The sequence below is a fragment of the Pseudoalteromonas sp. TP27 genome (genome assembly GCF_056470645.1).
The window spans coordinates 63,399-82,515 of the sequence record NZ_JARDAK010000001.1; the positions used below are offsets into that span (position 1 = coordinate 63,399).

17 protein-coding genes are annotated in these 19,117 nt (G+C 39.6%); 6 read left to right on the top strand and 11 right to left on the bottom strand.

Going from position 1 to position 19,117, the window contains the following annotated elements; genetic code table 11:
• Positions 1–2 precede the first annotated feature (2 nt).
• The 5 genes from PX700_RS00285 to seqA all read right to left on the bottom strand — a co-directional run bounded on the left by PX700_RS00285 (position 3) and on the right by seqA (position 5,876).
• Positions 3–980 carry an alpha-ketoacid dehydrogenase subunit beta gene (locus PX700_RS00285; protein WP_415636161.1) on the bottom strand — a complete coding sequence of 326 codons (978 nt, stop codon included), beginning with the start codon at positions 978–980 and terminating at the stop codon, positions 3–5.
• Positions 980–2,194 carry a thiamine pyrophosphate-dependent dehydrogenase E1 component subunit alpha gene (locus PX700_RS00290; protein ID WP_479519510.1) on the bottom strand — a complete coding sequence of 405 codons (1,215 nt, stop codon included), beginning with the start codon at positions 2,192–2,194 and terminating at the stop codon, positions 980–982. Before PX700_RS00290 ends, PX700_RS00285 begins: the two co-directional genes overlap by 1 nt.
• A 263-nt stretch (positions 2,195–2,457) precedes the next feature.
• Positions 2,458–3,510 carry a succinylglutamate desuccinylase gene (gene astE / locus PX700_RS00295; RefSeq protein ID WP_479519511.1) on the bottom strand — a complete coding sequence of 351 codons (1,053 nt, stop codon included), beginning with the start codon at positions 3,508–3,510 and terminating at the stop codon, positions 2,458–2,460.
• A gap of 122 nt (positions 3,511–3,632) precedes the next feature.
• The gene (gene pgm, locus PX700_RS00300; RefSeq protein WP_415636164.1) at positions 3,633–5,270 is read right to left on the bottom strand and encodes a phosphoglucomutase (alpha-D-glucose-1,6-bisphosphate-dependent); all 1,638 of its coding nucleotides are present in this window, start codon (positions 5,268–5,270) and stop codon (positions 3,633–3,635) included.
• Positions 5,271–5,279: 9 nt separating this feature from the next.
• Positions 5,280–5,876 carry a replication initiation negative regulator SeqA gene (gene seqA, locus PX700_RS00305; RefSeq protein WP_479519512.1) on the bottom strand — a complete coding sequence of 199 codons (597 nt, stop codon included), beginning with the start codon at positions 5,874–5,876 and terminating at the stop codon, positions 5,280–5,282.
• Positions 5,877–6,095: 219 nt separating this feature from the next.
• On the opposite strand from seqA, the gene PX700_RS00310 reads away from it, so the two are divergent.
• The 5 genes from PX700_RS00310 to fur all read left to right on the top strand — a co-directional run bounded on the left by PX700_RS00310 (position 6,096) and on the right by fur (position 8,634).
• Positions 6,096–6,863, top strand: a complete 768-nt coding sequence (locus PX700_RS00310) for an alpha/beta fold hydrolase (RefSeq protein WP_479519513.1) — start codon at positions 6,096–6,098, stop codon at positions 6,861–6,863.
• A 95-nt stretch (positions 6,864–6,958) separates the two neighbouring features.
• Positions 6,959–7,180: a DUF2788 domain-containing protein gene (locus PX700_RS00315; RefSeq protein WP_002962930.1), complete on the top strand. Its 222-nt coding sequence runs from the start codon at positions 6,959–6,961 to the stop codon at positions 7,178–7,180.
• Positions 7,181–7,182: 2 nt separating this feature from the next.
• Positions 7,183–7,461, top strand: a complete 279-nt coding sequence (ybfE, locus tag PX700_RS00320; RefSeq protein ID WP_002962928.1) for a LexA regulated protein — start codon at positions 7,183–7,185, stop codon at positions 7,459–7,461.
• 14 nt (positions 7,462–7,475) lie between these two features.
• The gene (gene fldA / locus PX700_RS00325; RefSeq protein WP_415636167.1) at positions 7,476–8,003 is read left to right on the top strand and encodes a flavodoxin FldA; all 528 of its coding nucleotides are present in this window, start codon (positions 7,476–7,478) and stop codon (positions 8,001–8,003) included.
• A 187-nt stretch (positions 8,004–8,190) separates the two neighbouring features.
• A complete protein-coding gene (fur, locus tag PX700_RS00330; RefSeq protein ID WP_024599570.1) occupies positions 8,191–8,634 on the top strand; it encodes a ferric iron uptake transcriptional regulator in 444 nt (147 codons plus the stop codon).
• A 107-nt stretch (positions 8,635–8,741) separates the two neighbouring features.
• Here fur and glnS read toward each other — a convergent pair whose 3' ends face one another.
• Positions 8,742–10,400, bottom strand: coding sequence for a glutamine--tRNA ligase (glnS, locus tag PX700_RS00335; RefSeq protein ID WP_166419624.1), 1,659 nt, complete (start codon positions 10,398–10,400; stop codon positions 8,742–8,744).
• A gap of 218 nt (positions 10,401–10,618) precedes the next feature.
• On the opposite strand from glnS, the gene PX700_RS00340 reads away from it, so the two are divergent.
• Positions 10,619–11,689, top strand: a complete 1,071-nt coding sequence (locus tag PX700_RS00340) for a DUF3083 family protein (protein WP_479519514.1) — start codon at positions 10,619–10,621, stop codon at positions 11,687–11,689.
• Positions 11,690–11,750: 61 nt separating this feature from the next.
• On the opposite strand, the gene sucD is transcribed toward PX700_RS00340, so the two are convergent.
• The 5 genes from sucD to PX700_RS00365 all read right to left on the bottom strand — a co-directional run bounded on the left by sucD (position 11,751) and on the right by PX700_RS00365 (position 19,115).
• Positions 11,751–12,623 carry a succinate--CoA ligase subunit alpha gene (gene sucD, locus PX700_RS00345; protein WP_479519515.1) on the bottom strand — a complete coding sequence of 291 codons (873 nt, stop codon included), beginning with the start codon at positions 12,621–12,623 and terminating at the stop codon, positions 11,751–11,753.
• Positions 12,623–13,789 (bottom strand): ADP-forming succinate--CoA ligase subunit beta, encoded by a 1,167-nt coding sequence (sucC, locus tag PX700_RS00350; RefSeq protein ID WP_008171234.1) that lies wholly within the window; start codon positions 13,787–13,789, stop codon positions 12,623–12,625. Before sucC ends, sucD begins: the two co-directional genes overlap by 1 nt.
• Before the next feature lie 177 nt (positions 13,790–13,966).
• Positions 13,967–15,484, bottom strand: a complete 1,518-nt coding sequence (gene odhB, locus PX700_RS00355) for a 2-oxoglutarate dehydrogenase complex dihydrolipoyllysine-residue succinyltransferase (protein ID WP_415636172.1) — start codon at positions 15,482–15,484, stop codon at positions 13,967–13,969.
• Between the two features lie 3 nt (positions 15,485–15,487).
• Positions 15,488–18,307 carry a 2-oxoglutarate dehydrogenase E1 component gene (gene sucA, locus PX700_RS00360; protein WP_479519516.1) on the bottom strand — a complete coding sequence of 940 codons (2,820 nt, stop codon included), beginning with the start codon at positions 18,305–18,307 and terminating at the stop codon, positions 15,488–15,490.
• Between the two features lie 91 nt (positions 18,308–18,398).
• A complete protein-coding gene (locus PX700_RS00365; protein ID WP_007375751.1) occupies positions 18,399–19,115 on the bottom strand; it encodes a succinate dehydrogenase iron-sulfur subunit in 717 nt (238 codons plus the stop codon).
• Between the last annotated feature and the right edge of the window lie 2 nt (positions 19,116–19,117).

Below are 19,117 nucleotides of genomic sequence, written 5' to 3' on the forward strand. Positions count from 1 at the left end.
CCCTAAAAATCCATTGATTGTTTAATTGCAGCCAACACTTTTAGTGCATCTGGCACATATTCTTTCTCAAGTGCTAACGGGTATGGCGTATCTAAACCACATACACGTAAAATTGGCGACTCTAGATGCAGGAAACACTCTTGTTGAATTGTCGCTGCTATTTCAGCCCCAAAGCCATTAGTTATAGGCGCTTCGTGACTTACTATTAAACGGCCAGTTTTAATCACCGATTTAGCAATCGTGTCTACATCCCACGGTAAAATACTACGAAGGTCAATAACTTCACAGCTTATGCCTTGCTCGCTTGCTTGCTTAGCTGCATCTTCAATAATCTCCATTTGAGCACCCCACGCTAAAAGCGTAATATCACTACCCTCTTGAACTACTTCAGCGGTGCCTAATTCAATGCTGTAATCTTCCTCTGGCACTTCGCCAGTTGATGCACGGTATAATCGCTTTGGCTCAAAAAATATGACCGGATTATCATCTTTAATTGCAGCGCGTAATAACCCTTTTGCTTGATAAGGATTACGCGGTACAACTACTTTCAAACCCGGAGTATGTGCAAAGTAAGCTTCTGGTGATTGGGAATGGTATAAACCACCGGCAATACCACCGCCATAAGGCGTACGAATGGTTAAATTACCTACGTTAAACTCATTACCACTGCGATAACGAAATTTAGCGGCTTCATTTACTATTTGGTCAAACGCCGGGAAAATATAATCAGCAAATTGAATTTCTGCCAATGCGGGTGCACCAAAAGCAGCTAGGCCATTAGCAAAACCTAAAATACCTTGCTCGGTTAAAGGCGTATTAAAAACACGATGTTTACCGTACTTTTCTTGCAAGCCCGATGTTGCTCTAAACACACCGCCAAAGTAACCAACATCTTCACCGAAAATACAGGCTTGAGGGTGTTCATTCATTGTAATGTCGAGCGCAGAGTTAATTGCGTGTAGCATATTCATTTTAGCCATTACTTAATTCTCCCTGCTGTTACTGGGTAGGCATCTGGATGCTGTTTTATATGTTCTTTAAGTTGCTCGTATTGGCGTTGCAATAATGGAATAGGTGTATCGTAAACGTCAGATACCAATTCTTCTAAAGCAGGCTTTGCTACCACTTCAGCACGTTTAAGCGCGGCTAAAATTTCTTCACGAATCGACTCTTTTGCTTTTATATCGTCATCTTCGTTTAACCACTCTTGCTTGACCAGCCATTTTCTAAATTTATCAATAGGACACGTTTGATGATTCGCTTCTTCATCTTTAGAGCGGTAACCACTTGGATCATCCGATGTAGAGTGCGCACCCAGACGATAAGCAATCGATTCAATAAGTACAGGCTCACCTTGTGTTGAGGCTATTTCGCGTGCTTTTTTAGTCGCCGCATAAACAGCAAGTGCATCTGTACCATCAACACGAATTGTTTTAATACCATAGCCAACACCACGAGATGCAATACCGTCACCTTTAAATTGCTCATCAGCAGGGGTTGATATTGCATAGCCGTTATTACGTGCAAAAAATATAACCGGTGCTTTGTGAACAGCAGCCATATTTAAACCAGCATGAAAGTCACCTTCAGATGCAGCGCCTTCACCAAAATAACAAATAGTCACGTTATCAATTGTGCTGGCAAGGTCACCTGTTTTAGCGTCGATGTGTTTGATTTTTTGACCATATGCATAACCAGTTGCCTGTGGTATTTGTGTACCTAGCGGCGAAGAAATAGTCATATAGTTCAATTCTTTAGAACCATAGTGAATCGGCATTTGACGACCTTTGCCTAAATCCAATTCGTTTGAAAACATTTGGTTCATAAATTGATCGAGGGTAAAACCACGATAATGAAGAGCAGCTTGTTCGCGATATTGCGCCATAATCATATCGTCTTGATCAAGCGCCGCAGCAGAGGCTGCAACGGCCGCTTCTTCGCCTAAACACTGCATATAAAAACTTACGCGGCCCTGGCGCTGTGCGCCTTGCATACGTTCATCAAGCAAGCGAATAAAACGCATGGTTTCGTATAATTTAAGTGCGGTATGTTTTGAAATATCAGGTGCGTTTGCACTAGGATGAATGTCGCCGTCCTCAGTTAAAATACTAAGGGTTGGAATATTAAGCGCATTACCATCTATAAATTCTAGATCATGATTAATATTCAGCGATACGTTATTGGGATTACTCATAACCTACCTTCTTTTGTTGTCGGAAAACAGCGCCCCTGTGGATTATTATTATGGGTGATGGTTGCGAATAAACTTTGCAACATCTGCACTGTCTTTAATTAAAGCTGCCAACACTTTACGTTAACGTAAAGTGTTATTCAACAGATCTGTGACGAAAGAAAAGTAAATACTGATTAAAAAACTGGCAAGTTAACGACATGCTTACTTTAATTAATAGTAATCATATAGTTAACTTAAGGTTAGCAGTGGTCTGATGAGTGCTATTAGACGAAATTGCTATCTATTTGCATTGGTATAACAGTCAGTAGTGCACGTTGCCCTAAAGCGACTTGCGCATTTGGAAAAATAATAGCTTCCCCCTCAACATCTGCATAATAAGGCGTATCGCCGTCTGTAGCGAGTAGCTCACCCTTCGCAAAGCCCGTAAAGTTCTGTGCATCGTCTGAAAATGGGAAGCTGAAATCGTCCTGCGTTCTATTGATTGTGCGATGGACAGCAAACAATTCAAAATCGTTTGAATTGAATTTATGGTATTCAACCTCATTTTGACTAATTAATGCAGTTAAGGTTTGCTTTGTTTTTTCAAAGCGAGCCATGTCGTTTTCACCAAATGGCTTAACTTGGCCCAGCTCTACAGTAAACGAATCAGCACCATGTACAAATGATGAGTAATAGCTAAATGTTGTTGCTGGAGATTTCATCATAAGCACGGTATTTACACCACAACTCAATAAAAATTGTAACTGCGATTTTTTCCAAGGCTTACCATGCAAATAGGGATATACAGCAAATTTTTCGTTTTTAGAACCACGAATAGCCGTATGTAAATCGTAATGGCATCGACTGCTGCCCTGCTTACCACGTGCATAAAAGTCGCTTACGTATTGTTCAAGCTTTGCAGCACGGGTACGCTCATTATTCATTGGTACACCTTCAACTGTATGGTGACCGTTAAATAATCTATTTAGGTTTTCTTCTACAAAACGCAGGCCAATATTAATTGATTGTGGATTGCCGTAAATAAACAAAGCGCGCTGTTTAAGTATTAGCTCACCTTTTATAATTTGTTTAATGAGTGAGTCACAAATTTCAATTGGCGCAGTTTCATTACCGTGTACAGCACTTGAATACACTACGTCTTTTGTTGTTGTAACGGCCGGTTGAAATTCAATAACGCCAGTATCGTGAATAGTAACGTGGGTGCCATTATCTAAAGTAAATTCACCAGCATCTAAATGCCATTCGTTATTACGGCTAAGCGTTAAAAAATCGCCAGTTTGTTTTAATTCATTTAAGTAAGATGGATTGGCTGACATACAATAAGCCCTTTAAAAAGTAATGTGAGAGTAGACTCTTATGCATATATTTTGTAAATACATAAGGTATAAAAACAAAAACGGCTGAATAAATCAGCCGTTTTAAAAATCATTAGATTGAGTTAGCTAATAACTGAATCTACAAGCTTTTTAGCTTCTTTTTCAAGTAGCGCTAAATGCTCTTCACCTTTAAATGATTCAAGGTATATTTTATAAATATCTTCGGTACCTGATGGACGCGCTGCAAACCAGCCATTTTCGGTGACCACTTTTAAACCACCAATAGCGGCATCGTTACCTGGTGCATGAGTCAATTTTTGCAAAATAGGTTCGCCTGCAAGCGTATCGGCTTTAACATCAGAAGCACTTAACGCTTTTAAACGTGACTTTTGACCGCTTGTAGCCGGTGCATCTAGGCGTTTATAAATTGGAGAACCAAACTCTTGTTCTAACTCTTTATAAAGCGTTGATGGTGTTTTACCTGTTACTGCTAATATTTCTGCAGCGAGTAGTCCCATAATAAAGCCATCTTTGTCTGTACACCATACAGAGCCATCAAAACGTAAGAATGCAGCACCTGCGCTTTCTTCGCCACCAAAGGCAAGCTTACCTTTGCTTAAACCTTCAACAAACCATTTAAAGCCTACTGGTACTTCTTTAACTTTACGGTTGTTACGAGCAGCTACTTTATCAATCATTGAGCTAGAAACCAGTGTTTTACCAATTTCTACGCTTGAGTTCCAATCACGGTGCTTAAGTAAGTAATCGATTGCCACTGCTAAAAAGTGGTTTGGATTCATTAAACCATCTGGCGTTACAATACCGTGACGATCGTAGTCAGGGTCGTTACCAATAGACACATCAAAATCATCTTTTAGTGCAATAAGGTTCGCCATTGAATAAGGCGATGAACAATCCATACGAATTTTGCCGTCTTTATCAAGTGGCATAAAAGCAAAACGAGGATCGACCGCGTCATTAACAACGGTTAAATCTAAATTATATTTTTTTGCAATAACTGGCCAAAAATTGATACCTGAGCCACCTAATGGATCAATACCAATTTTAATGCTTGCATCGCTAATTGCTTTTAAATTAACGATATTTGCTAAGTCATCAATGTATGGCGTCATTAAATCTTCGTAGCGAATAAAACCAGAACGCGATGCTTTAGCAAATGGGAATAGTTCAACTTCAACTAAATCTTCTAATAAAAGTTGATTAGCTCTGTCTTCAATCCATTTCGTTACGTCTGTATCAGCAGGTCCGCCGTTAGGTGGATTATATTTAAAACCACCGTCTTCAGGAGGATTATGCGAAGGCGTAACTACAATCCCGTCTGCTAATTCATTTGGGTGTAGCTTATTGTGGCTCACTATGGCATGGCTGATAACTGGCGTTGGTGTAAAATCACCGTCTTCTTGCGTTATCACTTGTACTTCGTTAGCAACTAATACTTCAATAGCAGAATTAAATGCAGCTTCACTCAAAGCGTGTGTGTCTTTACCTAAAAATAACGGACCAAAAATATCATTTTGTTTTCTGTAATCACAAATAGCTTGAGTAATGGCTAAAATATGAGACTCGTTAAATTTAACATCGTAAGAACAACCACGGTGGCCTGATGTACCAAAGGCAACACAATGCTCTGGATTTTGTTCAAGATCAGGTTCGTTTAAGTAATACGCAGATACTAATTTAGGTACGTTAACCAGTGCCGATTGTGGAGCAGTTTTGCCTGCGCCTGAATGAATAGCCATTATATTTCCTTACAGGTAATCGCGAATTTTTTCAGCTTGCTCTGCACTATAACCAAGGCAAAGAGCCACTTCATGAAGCATCATTTTTTTACGTGTAGTATTAGAATTCGTCATAACCCAGTATTCGCTATCGGTTATGTTTTTAGGATTCATGCTACTGCCGCTATTGACCAAGTCTTCTTTACTGGTAGCAAAGTAAACACGGTCACGCCCTTTTATATCTAATACAGCCGAAAAATCAGATTTATGTGTGCGGTAAAATGCACTTAAAATAAACAAAAAGCGTCCAACAACGCCCTTTTGCATTGCCAGCTCTTCTTTATTTAATACATTAAAAACATTATCGCTTTTTTGCTTCACTGGTATGACAGCTAAAGGCGTTTGTTTTTTTAAAGTCTCAGTAGCAGATGGCTCTGAGCTTTTTAATGTGGCGGTAGACGTAGTCGCAGTTTGATTGTTTTGAGTTAGTTCTACGTTTGCGGTTTGAATTTTTTCGCCGCTCAGATTTAATAAACGACGTAAAATAGTGGATGCACTTTCACCAATACTTTGCGTATTGCTTGCAATATATTGATATAACTCGTCGTCTATGTCGATTTGTTTCATGTTCTTCCTGTCATTACGGGTCACATTTTTTTCTCCCGTGTGATTATACCCAAACCAATCAAAAATGCGAGTTACAACAAGCACTCCCATAAACATATTAATATTTACCTAATTGTTGTTGATTTAACGCCCAAAAGCCCAATTTAACAAATAGTGACTGTATTTTTTGCTTTTTAGCGCAATGCTCGGCAAACTATGCGAAATTTTTAGGAGGCGGGTATGCAGTTAAATTACAAGCAACAAGGGCAAGGTCCTAATGTTGTTTTGATCCATGGGCTTTTTGGCTCCTTAGAAAACCTAAATGTAATCGCAAAACCACTAAGTGAAGACTTTAATGTGATTAATGTCGATCTGCGCAACCACGGACTTTCGCCTCATAGTGATGAAATGAATTACCCGGCAATGGCACAAGATATTGTTGAGTTATTAGCGCATTTAAGCATAGATAAGGCACATTTAGTTGGGCACTCAATGGGCGGCAAAGTGGCAATGGAATTAGCACTTACGCATCCTGAACTTGTAAATAAACTTGTTGTACTTGATATTGCTCCTGTTAGTTACCCTGCTCGTCACACAAAAATATTACAGGCTCTAAAAGCAGTTTCAGCGCAGTCCATAGATGATAGAAAACAAGCTGATTTAATAATGCAGCCTTTAATAGAAGAACTGGGAGTTCGACAGTTTTTACTGAAGAGCCTCGCTAAAAATGATGAAGGTCATTTTGCATGGCGATTTAACTTAAATGTGCTTGATGAAAAATATTCGACAATCACATCCAATGTTAATGAAAACAATTCTTGTTTGTGCGATACTCTTTTCATTAAAGGTAATGATTCTGACTATATTTTACCTGAGCATCGTATTGCAATTACAGCACGCTTTAAAAACACTAAGGCTAAAATTATACATGGCGCAGGCCATTGGCTTCACGCTCAAAAACCCCTTGCTGTTAATAAAGCGATAAATGACTTTTTAACTGCGGTTTAAAGCAATTTTAATCGCGTGTTTTTGATTCTGCGCACTAAATAAATGTATATTTATATGCTATAGTACGCGCCGTTTAATTTAAAGGTTATACGTTGATGGTCAGTCAGTTAATTAACGAATTTGATACCCTAGGGTTGTATTTTGGCTTAGCCGGTATTTTCATATTCATCGGCATGGCAATTAAAGACGTACTAAAAAGTGGTAATGTGCCAAAGTTCGGGCAATATATTGTCTGGGGCGTACTCTTTTTAGGTTGTTCGGGCTTTATTGCTAAAGGGCTTATTCAAGTATTTTGGCAAGGCGCAGGTGTAGGTTAGGCATGGCGAAGTCAGAAACAGATAGAACTACACTCGATTTATTTGAATACGAAAAACGCCCAGGCAGACCTAAAACCAATCCCCTTTCACGGGATATGCAGTTAAAGGTAAATAAACGTAATCAAATAAAAAGAGATAAAGCACGTGGTTTAAAACGTGTTGAATTTAAAGTTTCATCGCAGTTATATCAAGCATTAAGTGATATGGCAGATGCACAAAATATTAGCCGCAGTGCGCTGATTGAAACGATTTTACAAGAAAGATTGGCTATTGATACATAAAAGGTTTTAAATCCATGGCAAGTGTAGGCATTTTTTTCGGAAGTGACACAGGTAACACAGAACACGTAGCAAAAATGATCCAAAAAGAATTGGGTAAAAAGCTAGTGGCTGTTCATGATATTGCAAAAAGCTCTAAAGAAGAGATTGCTGAATTTGATCTGATCTTATTCGGTATCCCAACTTGGTACTACGGCGAAGCACAATGTGACTGGGATGATTTTTTCCCAGAGCTTGAAGAAGTAGACTTTGACGGTAAGCTTGTTGCTATTTTTGGTTGTGGAGACCAAGAAGATTACGCTGAGTACTTTTTAGATGCGATGGGCATGATCAACGATATTGTCACTGAACGTGGCGCTATTGTTGTTGGTCATTGGCCAAGTGAAAGCTATGACTTTGAAGCTTCTAAGGGCATGGCAGACGATAAGCATTTTGTAGGTTTAGGCATCGACGAAGACCGTCAACCAGAACTAACAGAACAACGCGTTAAAGCCTGGTCTGCTCAAGTATTTGAAGAAATGTGCTTAAGCGAATTAGCTGACTAATTTCGACCCTTCCAACGCTAACTGTTTAAATAATTATCAAACAGTTAGCGTTTTAAGCTTTAGTAGCAATATATATCAATTGTTCTTTGCACTTAATGCTTAGGCACGTTATCCTGTTTGTTGCTAATGTGTCGTGTACATCTTTGCAAGATGTCTAGTATAACCAAATAAAATTGAGACAGATTTAATGACTGATCATAACTTGGAACTTAAAAAAGCCGGTTTAAAAGTAACTTTACCGCGAATTAAAATATTAGAGATTTTACAATCTCCAGATAACCAACACATCAGCGCTGAAGATGTTTACAAAATTCTTTTGGACCTAGGTGAAGAAATTGGTCTTGCAACAGTATATCGTGTACTTAACCAATTTGATGATGCAGGTATTGTAAGCCGTCATCACTTTGAAGGTGGAAAGTCTGTATTTGAACTTTCTGGAAGCACACACCACGATCATTTAGTATGTTTGAAATGTGGTAAAGTTGTAGAATTTGAAGATGAAATGATTGAACGTCGTCAATTAGAGATTTCTGAAGAAAATGGTATAACACTAACAAACCATTCTTTATATTTATACGGTGAGTGTAACGATAAAGTAGCGTGTAAAGAATTTAGCGATGCAAATAGCTAATACTGCTTTTAAAGTAAAAAAACCTGCTAATTGCAGGTTTTTTTGTGTCTAAAATACGACAGTAATATAATAAGCCAGTATAAATACTGGCTTATTATTAAACGTAACTACTGTGTTTTAGACCATGAATCGCGAAGACCCACTGTTTGATTAAATACAACATTCTCTGATTTAGAATCACGAGAGAAATAACCTGTACGCTCAAACTGAAAGCCCTGCTCTGCTTGTGAATTAGCAAGCGATGGCTCTAACTTGGCGTTTGCTAAAACTACCAGTGACTCTGGGTTTAATGTTGTTTCAAATTCATCAGCAGCTGCTGGGTTTGGCACACTAAACAAACGGTCGTATAAACGAACTTCTGCTGTAATAGACTCCGGCGCTGAAACCCAGTGAATAACACCTTTTACTTTACGTCCATCACTTGGGTTTTTACCGAGTGTTTCTGTATCGTAAGTACAAAAGATAGTTGTTATTTCACCATTTTCGTCTTTTTCAACACGCTGTGCTTTAATAACATAAGCACCACGTAAGCGTACTTCTTTATCAAGTACTAAACGTTTAAACTTGTTATTTGCTTCTTCTTTAAAGTCTTCTCGTTCGATGTAAATTTCACGAGTAAACGGTACATCACGACGACCCATTTCTTCTTTATTTGGGTGATTAGCCACAGATAAAACTTCAACCTTGTCTGCATCGTAGTTTTCAATAACAACTTTAACAGGATCGAGTACAGCCATTGCGCGTGGTGCATTTTCGTTTAAGTCTTCACGGATACACGCTTCTAGCATGCCCATTTCGACCATATTTTCTTGCTTTGTCACACCAATTCGTAAGCAAAACTCACGTATTGAGCCCGGTGTATAACCACGACGACGTAGGCCTGCAATTGTAGGCATACGTGGGTCATCCCATCCCTCTACATGGTTGTTTACCACTAAGTCGCTTAGCTTGCGCTTAGACATAATTGTGTATTCAAGATTTAAGCGTGAAAACTCAATTTGTTGCGGATGACATTCTAAGCTGATGTTATCAAGTACCCAGTCGTACAAACGGCGATTATCTTGAAACTCAAGTGTACATAATGAGTGCGTAATACCTTCTAGCGCATCAGAAATACAGTGCGTAAAGTCGTACATTGGGTAAATGCACCACTTGTCAGCTGTTTGGTGATGATGGGCAAAACGTACGCGATAAATAATTGGATCGCGAAGCACCATAAATGAGCTTGCCATATCAATTTTAGCACGCAGAACACATTCACCTTCTTTGAATTCACCAGCACGCATTTTTTCAAATAACGCTAGGTTTTCTTCAACGGATGTATCTCTATAAGGGCTGTTTTTACCTGGCTCTTTTAATGTGCCACGATATTCACGTGCTTGATCGGCTGTTAAAAAACAAACGTACGCTAAGCCTTTTTCAATTAACTCAACAGCGTAGCCATATAAAGTATCAAAATAATTAGAAGAGTACTTTATATCACCGTCCCAATTGAAACCTAACCACTGAACATCTTCTTTTATAGAATTAACGTAGTTAATATCTTCTTTTTCTGGGTTTGTATCGTCAAAACGTAGGTTACATAAACCATTGTAATCTTTTGCGATACCAAAATTTAAACAAATTGATTTGGCATGACCAATATGCAAAAAGCCATTTGGTTCAGGTGGGAAACGTGTATGCGTAGTGGCATGTTTTCCACTTGATAAGTCTTCATCAATTCGGGTTCTAATAAAGTTACTTGGGCGATTCTCAGTTTCCGCCATAGGAGTGCAGTCCTCTAAATATTACGTAATAACAAAACTAATGCATTATTACAAAAACATACACTAACATACAGCAATAGATTAAGGTTTATTTTAGATATTGGTTAACTTTAATTCACCTGAACTCTTGTTTATGAATAAAATTTGTTTTAGCGCAATATTTAAGTCATCAAAGCCAATTATAGTGGCCTAATAACCTACTTTATAAGGATTCGAAGATGGCTACACTTAATCAACATCGTGTATATATTCCAACCAATGCGCGCGCTAATCACTACTTACTGGCCGAAATAACGCCTGATGAGGCATTTTTTAATAGCTTTAGTAATATTAACTGCTGTTATAAGCGCATTGCTCGTCAGTTATTTGCATGTTGCGATGAATATGAACTTTATAATGTGCATTTATTAGCGAACGATAAACTGCCCGTTGTGCGTTTTCATGATGAGTCATACCAGCTAGAAACCGATAAGCAAATGCTGTTTTTTTATAATCCTCGTTATCACGAAGCACATAAACTGTATTTCACACCAGACAAAAAAAGTAAAAAAATACGTTTGTTGTTTTTAGCCACGGGTGACGATTTACGTGCAAATTCGGCCTTGTTCCACAATAAAGTACAAAAAGTATTAAACCTGCTACAAGAACAGTTATTTTTAAATCAACCTCAATTTAAACTTCGAGATCATCAGCATTTAACTTACGATTTATTTGCTAAAGATAAAGGTAATAAAGAGAGCTACGGATATAAACTAAGAAGCCTCTACCCTCGTTACCAGTCAAGGCACTGCAATATACCGGGTGACTATGCTGAAATGACTTATGCAACATTCACTATCCCGGTCTCTCGTGCAATCAAAACACAATTTCAAACATTGATGAACAATAACGATTTTGATAAGTTTTATGATTATTTTGCTTATGCATTTATTCGTGCGTGTCAAAATAACAAACTAAACCATGGTGCGATGGTAGCTAATGGCGCAACGCCTATTATTCGAAATAGTAAAATAGATAAAAGCGAAAGTAATACAGAGTTACAAAAGCTTAGCTTTGATATCGAATCAAAAGATAATCAAATCAAGTATTTTTATGAAGCCGATAAATTAGTAGAAACACTTCACTTTGTTATTGTTGCGACGCAGCAGGATAAGCATGAAATGGGGTATGGTCGGTTTATGAACCAAGTAGAAAAAACTATTCACGCATTATCCGATGAGCTTACTATAAATAAACAGCGCCAAGATTTATCAGTACGTTTTTTTCAGCATATTAGTTATCCATTCTAAATATTTTTCACCGGTAACAAAAAGGCCCGCATAAGCGGGCCTTTTTAAAAGAAACAAGCGATTACCAGCCTGTTTTCTCTTTAAGTGCTTTACCAATATCAGCAAGTGAACGTACAGTTTTTACGCCCGCAGCTTCTAATGCAGCAAATTTCTCATCAGCAGTACCTTTACCGCCTGCGATGATTGCGCCAGCGTGACCCATACGCTTACCTTCTGGTGCAGTAACACCAGCAATGTAAGATACTACAGGTTTAGTTACGTTAGCTTTGATGTACTCTGCAGCTTCTTCTTCTGCAGTACCACCAATTTCACCAATCATTACGATTGCTTCAGTTTGTGGATCTTTTTCGAACATTTCTAAAACGTCGATAAAGTTTGTACCTGGAATTGGATCACCACCAATACCAACACACGTAGACTGACCAAAACCAGCATCAGTAGTTTGCTTAACTGCTTCGTACGTTAGAGTACCAGAGCGAGAAACAATACCTACTTTACCAGGTTTGTGGATATGACCAGGCATGATACCAATCTTAGTTTGACCAGGAGTAATAACACCTGGGCAGTTAGGACCGATCATACGAGTACCTGTTTGATCTAGTTTAACTTTAACGTCAACCATATCAAGTGTAGGTATACCTTCAGTGATACAAACTATTAGCTCGATGCCAGCATCGATAGCTTCTAAGATTGCATCTTTACAGAAAGGAGCTGGTACGTAGATAACTGAAGCAGTTGCGCCAGTTTCTTGTACAGCATCACGAACTGTGTTGAATACAGGAAGACCAAGGTGCGTTTGACCGCCTTTACCTGGGCTTACACCACCAACCATTTGTGTACCGTACTCAAGCGCTTGCTCTGAGTGGAAAGTACCTTGGCCACCAGTGAAACCTTGACAGATAACTTTTGTATCTTTATTGATTAATACAGACATTATTTGCCCTCCGCAGCAGCAACAACTTTCTCAGCAGCGTCTGTTAGTGATTCAGCAGCAATGATATCTAGACCAGAGTTCTTAAGAACTTCACGACCTAATTCAGCATTAGTACCTTCTAAACGTACAACGACTGGTACGGTTACGCCAACTTCTTTAACTGCGCCAATGATGCCTTCAGCAATCATGTCACAACGTACGATACCGCCAAAGATGTTTACTAAAACAGCTTTAACATTGTCGTCAGAAAGAATGATTTTGAATGCTTCAGAAACACGTTCTTTAGTCGCGCCGCCACCAACATCCAAGAAGTTAGCCGGCTTGCCGCCGTGTAGGTTTACGATGTCCATAGTACCCATTGCTAGGCCTGCACCGTTAACCATACAACCAACATTGCCGTCTAGAGCAACGTAGTTAAGCTCAAAGCTTGCTGCGTGTGCTTCACGAGCATCTTCTTGAGATGGATCGTGGAACTCACGGATTTTAGGTTGACGGTAAAGTGCATTACCATCGATACCGATTTTGCCGTCAAGACAGTGAAGGTTACCTTCGTCTGTAATTACTAACGGGTTGATTTCAAGAAGTGCGAAATCAAAATCAGTAAACATTTTACCAAGACCCATAAAGATCTTAACAAACTGTTTCATTTGTACTGGGTTAAGGCCCAATTTGAAACCTAATTCACGTGCTTGGTAAGCTTGAGGACCAACTAATGGGTCGATCTCTGCTTTGTGGATAAGCTCTGGTGTTTCTTCAGCAACAGTTTCAATTTCAACGCCGCCTTCAGTAGACGCCATGAAAACTACTTTGCGAGATGCACGGTCAACTACTGCACCTAGGTACAATTCGTTAGCAATGTCAGTACAGCTTTCAACTAAAATTTTAGCTACTGGCTGGCCTTTCTCGTCTGTTTGGTAAGTAACTAGGTTTTTACCCAACCAGTTAGCTGCAAACGCTTTTACTTCGTCGATAGTTTTAACTAGCTTTACACCGCCAGCTTTACCACGTCCACCTGCGTGAACCTGAGTTTTAACAACCCACATATCACCGCCGATTTTTTCAGCAGCTGCTGCAGCTTCTTCAGGTGTATCGCAAGCGAAACCTTGAGAAACTGGTAAACCATATTCGGCAAAAAGTTGTTTTGCCTGATACTCATGCAAATTCATGATGCTTTATCCAATTTTTTATACTAAAAGAGCTGAATATTTTTTCAAATAAACAACTATCCCAAATTGCGCACCTAGTATAGATCCCAAGGCTTAACATGAAAACCCCAGTAAGACCAAAGGCGCAAAAAAAAAGCTGTGAATGTTCATTCACAGCTTACATTTCATACAACTAGATTAAACATCTAGCAATAAGCGAGTTGGATCTTCAAGTAACTCTTTAATAGTCACTAAGAAACCAACAGATTCTTTACCATCAATGATGCGGTGGTCATAAGAAAGCGCTAAATACATCATAGGAAGTATTTCAACTTTACCATTTACTGCCATAGGACGGTCTTGGATTTTATGCATACCCAAAATCGAAGATTGTGGCAAGTTAATGATAGGTGTAGATAGCAATGAACCAAATACGCCACCATTAGTAATAGTGAAGTTACCACCCGTCATATCAGCAAGCGTTAGCTTACCATCACGACCTTTAAGTGCTAATTCACGAATACCTTTTTCGATTTCAGCAACAGATAGTTTGTCACAATCTTTAAGTACTGGAGTAACTAGACCACGTGGTGTAGATACTGCAATGCTGATATCGAAATAGTTATGGTAAACAATATCGTCACCATCAATTGATGCGTTAACATCAGGGAAACGTTTAAGTGCTTCAGTTACCGCTTTCACGTAGAAAGACATGAAACCTAAACGAATGCCATGACGCTTTTCAAATACTTCTTGGTACTGCTTACGAAGGCTCATGATTGGTTCCATGTTCACTTCGTTGAATGTTGTTAACATTGCAGTTGAGTTTTTAGCTTCAAGAAGACGTGTCGCAATCGTTTTACGTAAACGAGTCATAGGAACACGTTTTTGAGTACGATCGCCCATCGGTGCTGCTGGAGCAGAAGCTTCTGCTTTTTTAGCCGCTGGCGCTGGTGCTTTTAAGAAAGTATCAACGTCTTCTTTAGTTACACGACCATTTTTACCCGTGCCTTTAATTTTAGAAGCGTCTAAGCCTTTCTCAGCGATTAAACGACGAACTGATGGAGTTAACACATCTGAACTTTCGCTTGAATCTGCTGCTGGCGCTGCGTCTGCTTTTGCAGCTGGAGCCGCTGGTGCACCGCCTGCTTTAACCGAACCAATTACTTGCTCGCCTAATACAGTATCGCCTTCGCCGTGAATGATATCACCCATGATGCCATCTTCTTGAGCTACTACTTCAAGAACAACTTTATCTGTTTCAATATCTACCAAGTTTTGGTCGCGTGTTACCGCGTCGCCTGGTTGTACATGCCATGTAGCAATTGTTGCGTCTGCAACTGATTCTGGAAGTACAGGTACTTTAATATCCACTTCTTTACCTTCTGATGCTGGTGCTGATTGCGCCGCTGGCGCGTCTTCTGATTTAGCTGGTGCTGATTCTTCTTTAGTTGAACCTTCACTTGCTGGCGCTGCATCAGCATCACCAAGTAAACCCATAACTTGATCGCCAAGTACGGTTGCACCTTCTTCTTGTGATATCTCTGTAATTACACCGTCGTGCTGTGCAACAACTTCTAAAACCACTTTATCTGTTTCAATATCTACTAAGTTTTGATCACGAGTTACTTTGTCGCCAACACTTACATGCCATGTAGCAACGGTAGCATCTGCAACCGACTCAGGAAGAACAGGAACTTTAATTTCTGTGCTCATTGCTTATCCTTTATTTTCTATAGTAAGCGCGTCAGCAACGAGCGCTTGTTGTTCTTTAGTATGTACTGACATGTAACCACACGCTGGCGATGCAGAAGCTTTACGACCTGCATACTTTAATTTAGCACCTTGTGGAATTGCATCAATAAAGTGATGTTGTGAACAGTACCATGCACCTTGGTTTTGTGGCTCTTCTTGACACCATACAAAATCAGTTACATGTTGGTAGCGCTCTATAATTGTTTTCATTTCATCGTGCGGGAACGGATATAGCTGTTCAACACGTACAATTGCAACATTATCTTGCTCAAGCTTACGACGTTCTTGTAATAGTTCGTAGTAAACTTTACCACTACAAAATACAACACGTTCTACTTTCTCCGGGTTAATATCATCAATTTCATCGATCATATTATGGAAAACACCGTGTGAAAGCTCTTCAAGTGATGAAGTAGCAAGAGGGTGACGAAGTAACGACTTAGGTGTCATTACAATCAGTGGACGACGAAGTGGTCGAACTGATTGACGACGAAGCATAGCGTAAACTTGTGCCGGAGTAGACGGAACACACACTTGCATGTTGTGATCAGCACATAGTTGTAAGAAACGTTCTAAACGCGCTGAACTATGCTCTGGGCCTTGACCTTCGTAGCCATGCGGTAACAAAATTGTAAGACCACATAAACGGCCCCATTTTTGCTCACCAGAACTTAAGAATTGGTCAAATACAACCTGTGCACCATTGGCGAAATCACCAAACTGCGCTTCCCAAAGTATTAGTGATGTAGGCTCTGCTGTTGCATAACCATACTCAAAAGCAACAACGGCTTCTTCAGATAAAACCGAATCAAATACTTGGAAAGTACCTTGGTCTTTACTTAGGTGCTCTAAAGGAGTGTACGTAGCACCATCAGTTTGACTATGAACAACAGCATGGCGATGGAAGAATGTACCACGACCAGAATCTTGTCCAGTTAAACGAATGTCAGTGCCTTCTGTCGCAATTGTTGCATAAGCAAGTGTTTCTGCCATACCCCAATCAAGCGCTTTTTCACCACTTGCCATTAACTTACGATCATCGTAAATCTTTTTAACACGAGATTGAGCAACATATTGCTCTGGGTAAGTTGCAATTTTTTCACCCAGTTCTTTTAGTCTTTCAACAGAAACACTCGCGTCGTAATCAACATTCCACTCGTGGCCAACATATTTAGCCCAATCTGAAGAATGCGAAGTCTCTGGCTGTATTTCTGAAACAACACAGTCGCCTTCATCTAATGCATTACGGTAATCATCTGCTAGAGCTTTAACTTCTTGTTCAGAGAAAGAGCCTTCTGCAATCAGTTGATCAGCGTAAATTAAACGTGGAACTGGATGTTTTTTAATTTTTTGGTACATGACAGGCTGAGTTGCATTAGGCTCATCAGCTTCATTGTGACCATGGCGACGGTAACACACTAAATCGATAACTACGTCGCGCTTAAACTGGTTTCTGAAATCAAGTGCAAGTTGTGTAACAAATGCAACAGCTTCAGGATCATCAGAATTAACATGAAATATTGGTGACTGAACCATTTTAGCTATGTCAGTACAATATACAGTTGAGCGTACATCATCTTGTTTAGACGTTGTAAAACCTACTTGGTTATTTACAACAATGCGTATACTACCACCACAGCTAAAACCATTAGTTTGTGACAAGTTAAATGTTTCTTGTACAACACCTTGGCCAGTAACTGCAGAGTCACCATGAATTGTAATTGGTAGAGCTTTAATACCAGAGCTGTCACCTAAGCGATCAAGACGAGCACGAACTGAGCCCATAACTACTGGATTTACAATTTCAAGATGAGATGGGTTAAACGCAAGCGCCATATGTACGTTGCCACCTTTTGTAGCAAAGTCAGATGAGTAACCCATGTGATATTTAACATCGCCAGAACTTAATGTCTCTTTGTGTTTACCGGCAAACTCATCAAATAATTCTGATGGGTTTTTACCTAGTACATTCACAAGAACATTCAAACGACCACGGTGAGCCATACCAATAACAGCTTCTTGTTGGCCGCTTTCACCAGCGCGGTGAATAAGCTCTTTTAGCATTGGAACTAACGCATCGCCACCTTCGAGTGAGAAACGCTTAGCACCTGGGAACTTAGCCCCTAAATATTTTTCAAGACCATCAGCAGCCGTAAGACCTTTTAGGATACGTAGCTTTTCATCTTTTGAGAATTTTGGCCTAGACTGAACAGATTCTAAACGCTGTTGTAACCAACGCTTTTCCTCTGTTGATGTGATGTGCATATACTCAGCGCCAATTGAACCACAATATGTAGTTTTTAGTGCTTGGTATAGTTCACCTAAAGGCATAGTATCGCGCCCTACGGCAAACGACCCTACGTTAAACTCGCGGTCAAAATCACTTGAAGATAGGTCGTGGTACTCTAGCTCTAAATCTCGTACACGCTCTCGTTGCCAAATACCTAATGGATCTAGGTTTGCATTTTGGTGTCCACGAAAACGGAAAGCATTAATAAGTTGTAGAACTTTAACCTGTTTAAGGTCACCGCCACTACCCTCTGCTACCACTACTTCTCTATGCTTGTTTTTTGCAAGCTGTGCAAACTGCGCTCGAACTTCTGAATGTTTTATTTCAACATCCACACCATCAACTTTAGGTAATTGTTCGAACACTTCTCGCCATTCATCTGGCACAGAAGTCGCATCGTCTAAATACGCTTCATAAAGCTCTTCTACATAAGCAACGTTGCCGCCGTTTAAATGTGAAGATTCTAGCCATGCCTTCATCACACCTTCGTGCATTTATAAGCCCTTTTCTTTAGCGCAGAAATTAATAGTTATCATAACAAGATGGCTAATAATCTGTATTAGCCATCTTACGTTTACTAAGTAATCAAACCGCTCGGTTTAATAACATAGATTTGATTTGTCCAATTGCTTTGGTCGGATTAAGACCCTTAGGACAAACGCTAACACAGTTCATGATACTGTGGCAACGGAACACACTGAACGCATCGTCTAAATCCGCTAAACGTTCTTCAGTTGCTGTATCTCGGCTATCAGCCAAGAAACGGTAAGCGTGAAGAAGGCCTGCTGGACCAATGAACTTGTCTGGATTCCACCAGAACGAAGGACACGATGTTGAACAACATGCACACAAAATACACTCATAAAGCCCATCTAATTTATCACGTTCTTCAATAGTTTGAAGACGTTCGCCTGCTGCAGGCTGATCATTAATTAAATAAGGTTTAACTTTTTCGTACTGAGTGTAGAACTGACTCATGTCAATAACAAGGTCACGAACCACAGGTAAACCTGGTAATGGACGTACTACGATTTTACCTTTGCCATTTTTTTGTAGCGTAGATAAAGGAGTAATACATGCTAAACCATTTTTACCATTCATGTTAACACCATCAGATCCACACACACCTTCACGGCATGAACGACGGAAAGATAATGTAGGATCTTGTTCTTTTAAAAGAATAAGTGCATCCAACACCATCATGTCGTGACCTTCCTCTGTTTGCAAGGTGTATTCTTGCATACGAGGAGCGTTGTCAACATCTGGATTATAACGATAAACTGAAAATTGTACTTGTGCCATCG

What these genes read in the sequence shown, in the direction of transcription:
- PX700_RS00285 (WP_415636161.1), bottom strand. Translation starts at nt 980, where the DNA reads ATGGCTAAAATGAATATGCTACACGCAATTAACTCTGCGCTCGACATT.
- PX700_RS00290 (WP_479519510.1), bottom strand. Translation starts at nt 2,194, where the DNA reads ATGAGTAATCCCAATAACGTATCGCTGAATATTAATCATGATCTAGAA.
- astE (WP_479519511.1), bottom strand. Translation starts at nt 3,510, where the DNA reads ATGTCAGCCAATCCATCTTACTTAAATGAATTAAAACAAACTGGCGAT.
- pgm (WP_415636164.1), bottom strand. Translation starts at nt 5,270, where the DNA reads ATGGCTATTCATTCAGGCGCAGGCAAAACTGCTCCACAATCGGCACTG.
- seqA (WP_479519512.1), bottom strand. Translation starts at nt 5,876, where the DNA reads ATGAAACAAATCGACATAGACGACGAGTTATATCAATATATTGCAAGC.
- PX700_RS00310 (WP_479519513.1), top strand. Translation starts at nt 6,096, where the DNA reads ATGCAGTTAAATTACAAGCAACAAGGGCAAGGTCCTAATGTTGTTTTG.
- PX700_RS00315 (WP_002962930.1), top strand. Translation starts at nt 6,959, where the DNA reads ATGGTCAGTCAGTTAATTAACGAATTTGATACCCTAGGGTTGTATTTT.
- ybfE (WP_002962928.1), top strand. Translation starts at nt 7,183, where the DNA reads ATGGCGAAGTCAGAAACAGATAGAACTACACTCGATTTATTTGAATAC.
- fldA (WP_415636167.1), top strand. Translation starts at nt 7,476, where the DNA reads ATGGCAAGTGTAGGCATTTTTTTCGGAAGTGACACAGGTAACACAGAA.
- fur (WP_024599570.1), top strand. Translation starts at nt 8,191, where the DNA reads ATGACTGATCATAACTTGGAACTTAAAAAAGCCGGTTTAAAAGTAACT.
- glnS (WP_166419624.1), bottom strand. Translation starts at nt 10,400, where the DNA reads ATGGCGGAAACTGAGAATCGCCCAAGTAACTTTATTAGAACCCGAATT.
- PX700_RS00340 (WP_479519514.1), top strand. Translation starts at nt 10,619, where the DNA reads ATGGCTACACTTAATCAACATCGTGTATATATTCCAACCAATGCGCGC.
- sucD (WP_479519515.1), bottom strand. Translation starts at nt 12,623, where the DNA reads ATGTCTGTATTAATCAATAAAGATACAAAAGTTATCTGTCAAGGTTTC.
- sucC (WP_008171234.1), bottom strand. Translation starts at nt 13,789, where the DNA reads ATGAATTTGCATGAGTATCAGGCAAAACAACTTTTTGCCGAATATGGT.
- odhB (WP_415636172.1), bottom strand. Translation starts at nt 15,484, where the DNA reads ATGAGCACAGAAATTAAAGTTCCTGTTCTTCCTGAGTCGGTTGCAGAT.
- sucA (WP_479519516.1), bottom strand. Translation starts at nt 18,307, where the DNA reads ATGCACGAAGGTGTGATGAAGGCATGGCTAGAATCTTCACATTTAAAC.
- PX700_RS00365 (WP_007375751.1), bottom strand. Translation starts at nt 19,115, where the DNA reads ATGGCACAAGTACAATTTTCAGTTTATCGTTATAATCCAGATGTTGAC.